General features: G+C 62.5%; 6 protein-coding genes and 1 pseudogene. 3 read left to right on the top strand and 4 right to left on the bottom strand.

All coding sequences use genetic code 11. The annotated features are described in order from the left end of the window. Nucleotides 1-203 precede the first annotated feature (203 nt). The 3 genes from WBQ44_RS23975 to WBQ44_RS23965 all read right to left on the bottom strand — a co-directional run bounded on the left by WBQ44_RS23975 (nucleotide 204) and on the right by WBQ44_RS23965 (nucleotide 1,751). Nucleotides 204-974: an 8-oxoguanine DNA glycosylase OGG fold protein gene (locus WBQ44_RS23975; protein WP_495569152.1), complete on the bottom strand. Its 771-nt coding sequence runs from the start codon at nucleotides 972-974 to the stop codon at nucleotides 204-206. A gap of 142 nt (nucleotides 975-1,116) precedes the next feature. Continuing rightward, complete coding sequence (locus tag WBQ44_RS23970) at nucleotides 1,117-1,362, bottom strand: hypothetical protein (RefSeq protein WP_495569151.1); 246 nt, start codon at nucleotides 1,360-1,362, stop codon at nucleotides 1,117-1,119. Continuing rightward, nucleotides 1,359-1,751, bottom strand: a complete 393-nt coding sequence (locus WBQ44_RS23965) for a hypothetical protein (RefSeq protein WP_495569150.1) — start codon at nucleotides 1,749-1,751, stop codon at nucleotides 1,359-1,361. Before WBQ44_RS23965 ends, WBQ44_RS23970 begins: the two co-directional genes overlap by 4 nt. 233 nt (nucleotides 1,752-1,984) lie before the next feature. Between WBQ44_RS23965 and WBQ44_RS23960 the strand changes: the two genes are divergently transcribed. Continuing rightward, nucleotides 1,985-4,429 (top strand): AAA family ATPase, encoded by a 2,445-nt coding sequence (locus WBQ44_RS23960; RefSeq protein WP_495569149.1) that lies wholly within the window; start codon nucleotides 1,985-1,987, stop codon nucleotides 4,427-4,429. Between the two features lie 301 nt (nucleotides 4,430-4,730). Beyond that, nucleotides 4,731-5,483 (top strand): FAD-dependent thymidylate synthase, encoded by a 753-nt coding sequence (locus WBQ44_RS23955; protein ID WP_495569148.1) that lies wholly within the window; start codon nucleotides 4,731-4,733, stop codon nucleotides 5,481-5,483. 62 nt (nucleotides 5,484-5,545) lie between these two features. Here the strand turns inward: WBQ44_RS23955 and WBQ44_RS23950 are convergent, their stop codons facing one another. Then, a complete protein-coding gene (locus WBQ44_RS23950; RefSeq protein ID WP_495569147.1) occupies nucleotides 5,546-6,310 on the bottom strand; it encodes a hypothetical protein in 765 nt (254 codons plus the stop codon). A 132-nt stretch (nucleotides 6,311-6,442) separates the two neighbouring features. On the opposite strand from WBQ44_RS23950, the pseudogene WBQ44_RS23945 reads away from it, so the two are divergent. Continuing rightward, nucleotides 6,443-6,742: pseudogene (locus WBQ44_RS23945) on the top strand (PH domain-containing protein); the annotation flags it as partial.

Here is a 6,742-nt window from a genome sequence, read left to right as displayed (position 1 = left end):
TCATCAGGGTGCCTCGATTCCGACGGCGTACTACACGGGTGAGACGTTCAAGGTCGCTCCCCGCGATCCAATCGAGACGGTGCTGCACGTCGACCGCTGGTAGGCAACATTCGGTGCTGATTGGGCGGGGCGAAGCTGCAGCGGGGCGATAGCTTCGGCGCTGGTGGTTTCACGACGACCACCTTGCGTTTTTTCCTGCTGGGTCAGAACAGCGTGAGTGCGGCGTGGGTCCCTTCTCGCGCTTCGCGAACCCGGGCGCTCCATCGCTGCACGAGCCACATTTCGATCAGTTCGGTGCTGGTGCCGATGTCGCCTGCCCACCTGGTGAGCAGTTCGACGTATCGGTCGTAGCGCTTGCGGGTGAATCCGGTGACGGCGGGGTCTTCGAGCCAACCTTCATGGATGAGGGTGGAGACGCCGTATTGGTCGATCAGTTGCGCGCGTCCGCCCGAGACGGAGGCTCCGACGGCCCACAGGAATGTGGCCATCAGCGACACCCCAACGCCAGGGGTGTCGGGCCAACCCGACCATGAGCCGCTGGGCTGGTAGGGCAAGGACCGGGTGCGCACGCAGCCGTCGAGGACGGCGAGGGTCTTGGCGAACGGGTCCTCGTCGGGTGGGTTGAGATGAGGGTTGCTGACATCAGGGAATCGCCGCGTCGATCTGCGGTGCACGTGACTTCCCTGCCACGCGGCGCAGAGGAAGAGCAGCCCGAGTGACCCCTGATCTCCGTCGATGAGCTCGGAGTCGATGCGAAGGTCGTTGCGCTGCAGGGTAGCTCTGCCGTCGGTGACGAGCTCGCCGTCCAGGTTGCGTCCACACAGGCGGATGGTGTGGCCCGCCCGGTCGAGGTGGTTGTTCCACCAGTCGAGGTCCACCACGACGCCGTCGTCGAGTACGTGAAGATCGAATGCGCGGAGCTGGCACCACTGCACGCACGCCGCGGGTGGCGCGAAGCCCTCGTCGAGTGACATACCGCCATCTTGGCATCAGGTACCGACACTGCTCTGGTCGGAAGCGGAACGTTGTCGAGGACATGGTGCGCAAGCCGCGCCGGGCTGAAGAGCTCACTGCTGCGGGCACGATCCACGAGGAGGCGGCGAACCGTTCCGGTGACTAGCTGAAATGTGTGCCCTCGGCCAGCACCGTGTCGTCACGGAGAGATTCGGCGAGCTTCCCAAGTCGGTTGGTGAGCCGGACGAAGCCGTCCGGGTGTAGTTCGAGCGCACTGCCGTGGCGGCGTGCCGCCTCGTGGAAGACCGGAGCGAGAGGCAAGTACTTGTTGCGTAGCCGAGTTCGCTTGTCGACGTCGGCCAGAGCGCTCAGGCTGCCGGCGTTGTCGATGAAGTCCGAAACCTTCACCAGCTCGACGTACGCGGTGTTCTTCTGCTCTCTGGTGAGCCCGGCGCGGTCCGGTCCCCGTTCATCAGCTCGACGAGACGTTCGGGTTGGTCTTCGACGGTGTCGTGCAGGGCAGTTGCTGAGAGGACGTCTGTGTCCTCGCAGCCGAATCGGATGAGACGCAGCGTGTTTCGAAGAGGATGCGTGATGTACGGTTCTGTGTTTCCGTTCTGCCCGGGCCGCGTCTGACCTCGATGAGCAAGGGACGCGAGTCCGATCGCGCCCTGGACGTCTTCGTCGTGGCTGATCTCGTAGCTGATCGATTGCTTCAGCATCGCGGCGTCCATTTCGTGGAGCCTCAGCTTGCGAAACTCGTAGGCGACGATGTTGATGATTCCGAAACCAGTCATAGGTGTCCTCCAACGATGTGCGGGGAGAGATGGGCGGCCTGGTGGCGCGGCCCGATAGCTACACCGTCGCGGAGGGGTCCGACGGGAATGCAACAGCGGGGGACGATTTTCGCACCCAATGACGCGGGCCGGTCGAACGAACTCAGAGAAGCCGATGCCGAGCGAACTGTCGGTGTCGTATGGAACTCTGTGGTCTGGTTGGGGAACCGCTCGAATTGAGAAGGGGAGTGCCGGTGACCGGAACCGATGAGGCTGTGGACAGACCGCTTATGGACGTCGTGTTCGACGCCATCGACGCCGATAACGAACTGGCCGATGAAGCGAAGTATTTGGTCTTGGCTGCGCTCGAGGGGACCGATCAGCTCAGCGGCCAGCTCGACGGCGTCACCTTGGTGCAGACCCGCCGCGCAGCGCAGGCAGCGGTTGAGGAGCCCGTCGGTGCATTCTTGACGTCTATCGAGGTGGCCGGTTTCCGCGGCATCGGTCCGAAGTCCGAGCTGAAGCTCCATCCCGCGCCCGGCATCACCATCGTCAGCGGACGTAACGGGTCCGGCAAGTCCAGTTTCGCCGAGGCACTCGAGTTCGCCGTCACCGGCAAGAGCTACCGGTGGGAGAACAAGGCCAAGCTGTGGAAGGACACCTGGCGGAACCTGCACGACGACTCGCAGTGCAAGGTTCGCGTCGGCCTCACCATCGAGGGCTCCGAGCCCACGGTCGTCGGCGTCGACTGGAAACCCGATGCATCCCTCACCGACAACTCGACGTGGACACAGGTCGGCAAGACCAAACGAACTCCCGGCACCGACGGGCTCGGCTGGAAGTCGGCCGTCGAGCTGCACCGCCCGATCCTGTCGTACGACGAAATCGGCGGCCTCATCGAAGACAGTCCCTCCACGCTGTACGACGCGCTCGCCAAGCTGCTCGGCCTCGACGAGATCGCCGACGCCGAAAAGCGGCTCGCAGCAGCGCTGAAGGACGCGAAAGTGCCGCGCCTGCAAGCGAAAGACGAGCTGACGCAGCTCAAGCGCATCGTCGACGAGTCGACCGACGACCGCGCCCAGTCGGCTGGAACGTTGCTCAAGAAACGGTCCCCGGACGTTACGGCGGTACAGGCGCTCGCGACGGGCTCTGCGACGACGCAGTCGTCCGCGCTGTCCGGCCTTCGAGCCATCGTCGGCCTGGCGATTCCGCTGGAGGATCAGGTCGACGCCGTCGTCGCAGCATTGCGCGCAGCGGCGACGAGCACGATCGACCTCGCCACCGACGCCCTCGCGATTGTCGAACGCCGCAACGCTCTGCTCACCTCTGCCCTCGAACTGCACGCCGACACCGGCACTACCGACTGCCCCGTCTGCGAAACCGGGACCCTCGACGACACCTGGGCCGAGCACGCGCGGACGCGTATCTCCGACGAGGACGACAAGCTCGCGCACTTCAAGCAGGCCCGACGCGATTTCGAGGACGCCCGGCGCGCTGCACTGGCACTGATGCACGACCTGGCCGACGCCAACGCGGTCGACGGCGTCAACCTTCCGTCGCTGGAGTCGTATCAGGAATCCGTCGACAAGGCGCGTTCTGCGCCGGACGTGATCACCGAGCTCGCGGACCACCTCAGCGCGACGTTTCCGGCTGTCGTCGCATCCGGTGGGCAGCTGCGGAACGAGGCGGCGGATGCTATCGAGGCCCGGGAAGACACGTGGGCGCCGATCGCATTGCGCTTGGCGTCATGGGTACAGATGGAGCAGGCAGCCGCGAAGACAGACGCGATCGTGACCCACCTCGACGCAGCCAAGAAGTGGATTACGGCCCACGCCATCGACTTACGCAATCAACGACTGGAACCGATTGCCGACCAAGCGCGGGAGATCTGGGCGGAGCTGCGTCAAGAGAGCAACGTCGACATCGGCGCGATCAATCTCGAAGGCACCAACACTCGGCGCAAGGCCGTCCTGAGGGGCACGGTCGACGGCGTTCCATCCGAGGCCCTGTCGGTGATGAGTCAGGGGGAGTTGCATGCGCTCGCGTTGGCGTTGTTCATTCCGCGGGCGACGACGCCGAACAGTCCGTTCCGCTTCATCGTGCTCGACGATCCAATTCAGGCGATGGACCCGGCGAAGATCGACGGGTTCATCCGGGTGCTGTCGACGCTGGCCGAAACCCGTCAGGTCGTTGTCTTTTCGCACGACGACAGACTTTCTACCGCAATCCGGCAGATGGCCGTCGATGCGCGGTTGCTCGAGGTAACGCGAGAGACGGGGTCGCGTATACACCTCAAGGAAACTTTGAATCAGGCGAAGCGCTATGTCGACGACGCCTACGCGCTGGTGCGGGACGAGGCTGTGCCAGACGACGTCAAACGACGTGTCGCGCCGGGCCTGTTCCGGTTGGCGTTGGAATCGGCTGCCCAACAGCTGTTCTACGCCACCCAGCATCGGGAGGGCGCGAGTCGTGACGAAACCGAGCAGCGCTGGGGAGCAGTGCACAAGACGCGTGGCCGGCTGGCACTGGCCGTTCATGGCGATGCGGACAAGGATCTGGCGGGGTGGTTGAGCTACCGCCCGGAGCGACGGTCGACGCTATACCTGAGTAACGCGGGTGTTCATGGTGACGCGGTTGCCGTCGACGTTTCTGCCGTGAACGACCTCGGCAGAATGGTCGACGGGATCCTCGCCTCGTGAGTGCGATTGGCTTGCGTAATGCTGAGCGGTTGCTCGACGGAAGTGTCGGTGCAGCAGGGAGTTCGGCGCGTTTGGCCGCATTTCTTGCGAGGCAATCGTTAGAAGATCTGGTCGACGAGCGCTGCAGGGCATTGGGTGCGGATGTTCCGAGTGCGAGCATGCGGTCCAAGTTAGTGATTCTGCGGGCACTGGACACGACCGAGCACGCCGACGCCGCCGCGATTGCCTGGAACCGACTGAGCAGCGTGTGCCACCACCATGCTTACGAGTTGGCACCAACTGTGGCAGAGGTGCGTCATCTGTGCGCCACAGTCGCCGTGCTACTGGAGGACAAGTGACTGGTGCCTCGCAAAACAAGGGTGTGAGCGGGCGTCGGGCTGAATTGTCGGTGCATCTGGTCGGTGCGACGGAGGGCATCCTGCCTGATTGGTTCGAATCCGAAGATGGGAATTCGGCTCTCGACTTGCTCGAGTACGCCGGGACGCTCGGATTGAGGTCTCTGCTCGAGCGTGACAAGGATTCGGCAAGAACCCGATCGCGATTTATCAGAGCGCGCTTCGCAAGCTCTTCTCACGTATTCCAACATGTTCAAGTCACCTTCGACATCGCCGGCGTCTCGAATTCTGCGGCCAGAAGCATGCAAACGCATCGAGATCTTGTTATAGGACTGCTGCGGCAACCGGGATTTCACCTTCCCGACGCCAGATTTGTGGCACCTCCCGGGCTTTCGGCTGAGGTGATAGCGATACTCGAGGCTGCGTTCGTACAGCAGATCGCCATGGTCTCGCGGCTGGTTTCGGACGCATACGGAGAACGGCTCGGTTCTCGAGAACGGCGGGAGCTGTACAAAGCCTTGCTCCCGAACATGATCGAGACGAAGATGGTGGTGTCGGGCGGGTTACTGAACTGGATCAAATTCATAGAGGCCCGTGACACGCCGGAGTCAGACGGAGAGTTGCGCGCACTGGCTCGAGAGATCCTTCGTCAACTGGCCGAGCGATACCCACCCATCTTCGACGCCGATGGCAGAGCGTTGTGGGATCAGCTTCCGTAAGCAACAAATCAAAGTTGGTTGCGAGACAGTGGGTTGTTTGCTGTGTTGGTTCACGTCCGCTGTCAGAACAACTTTGGGTCTGCGGAAACGAGTTCGTCTGCGTATCGGTAGTTGCATCCGATGTCGAGTGGCGAATCTGGATCCTGTTGGTCTCGGAACCAGGTGACGCAGGTTTCTGCGGCCAGGCGGCGGTCTTTGGTGAACATGTATCCGTCGGTGCAGTCGTCGAAGTGGTCCTGCAGGTACCACTTGTCGAGTGTGATTGCGGCGGTGGAGTAGTCGGCAAGCATGAGATGTCCGAGTTCCACGCGGGAGCGACGCACCATGAACACGTCATCCGCCATTACCTGTAGTTGTGCGCAGGGCACGTCGTCGTCCACTTCGGCGTCGTGCTCGCTCGGAATGAAGTCGTTCGGTCCGAGATCGATGATGAGCGCCACGGGTTGGCCGAGGAGCGACTCGGCAAGCCATTCGCGAATGTAGACCCATTGGTCGACGACGACGCGGGTGCCGTCCGGCGTCAGGAAGGCGGTGAGGATCGCGCCGGGTTCGATGGACGCTGCCCAGCCGCCCGTGGATTCGCCCAGCCCAAGGAGGTTGAAGTCGTCGTTCAGCTCGCGCCACAGTGTCCGCGGCAGCACAGGGCCGAGTTGTGTTTCACCGTCGTGTTCGACCTCGACCGACCACCCTGTGTAATGGTGGTTGAGGTCCGTGATGACGGCGTACCGATCCCCGTCGACCGTTGCTGCGAAATGCCAGTCGGGGCTCGACGCAGCCGGTGCCGGCGGTTGATCATTCGCGACATCGGTCTCGCCAGGGTTTCGCACGGTATGTCTCCTCGCTCGGGTTTTGCTCTCGACTGCAGTGTATTGGCGTGGTATGACAGATTTACGGTAGAAGTAACCCCAGGATCGGGCGACAGGGTCTTCCGGCTCGATCATCGGCTGTCGATCGAGTAAATGAAAAGCAAAGCATTGGGTTTCATGGACGGTTTGATCGGCAACGCGGGAAAAATTGACCCCGCCGCAGCTCATCAGGAGTACAGCCGGCTCCTCGGCAGCGGCGAGCAGATCAACGCGGCTTGTCGACTAGTGCGCGACGCGTTCCTGTTCACCAATCGCAGGCTGTTGATGATCGATAAACAGGGATTGACCGGCCGAAAAGTGTAGTAGCACAGTGTGCCTTACCGATCGATCACACATTTCGCCGTCGAGACGGCGGGTACGTTCGATCTCGACGCTGAACTCGAGATCTGGATC

The organism is Rhodococcus sp. (in: high G+C Gram-positive bacteria), assembly GCF_049591685.1.
Taxonomy (GTDB): Bacteria; Actinomycetota; Actinomycetes; order Mycobacteriales; family Mycobacteriaceae; genus Rhodococcoides.
The sequence above is the reverse complement of the archived record's forward strand: the minus strand, read 5'-3'. Positions and strand labels throughout refer to the sequence as shown.

Excerpts from the sequence above, each read along its gene's own strand:
- WBQ44_RS23975 (WP_495569152.1), bottom strand. The coding sequence starts at position 974 with ATGTCACTCGACGAGGGCTTCGCGCCACCCGCGGCGTGCGTGCAGTGG.
- WBQ44_RS23965 (WP_495569150.1), bottom strand. The coding sequence starts at position 1,751 with ATGACTGGTTTCGGAATCATCAACATCGTCGCCTACGAGTTTCGCAAG.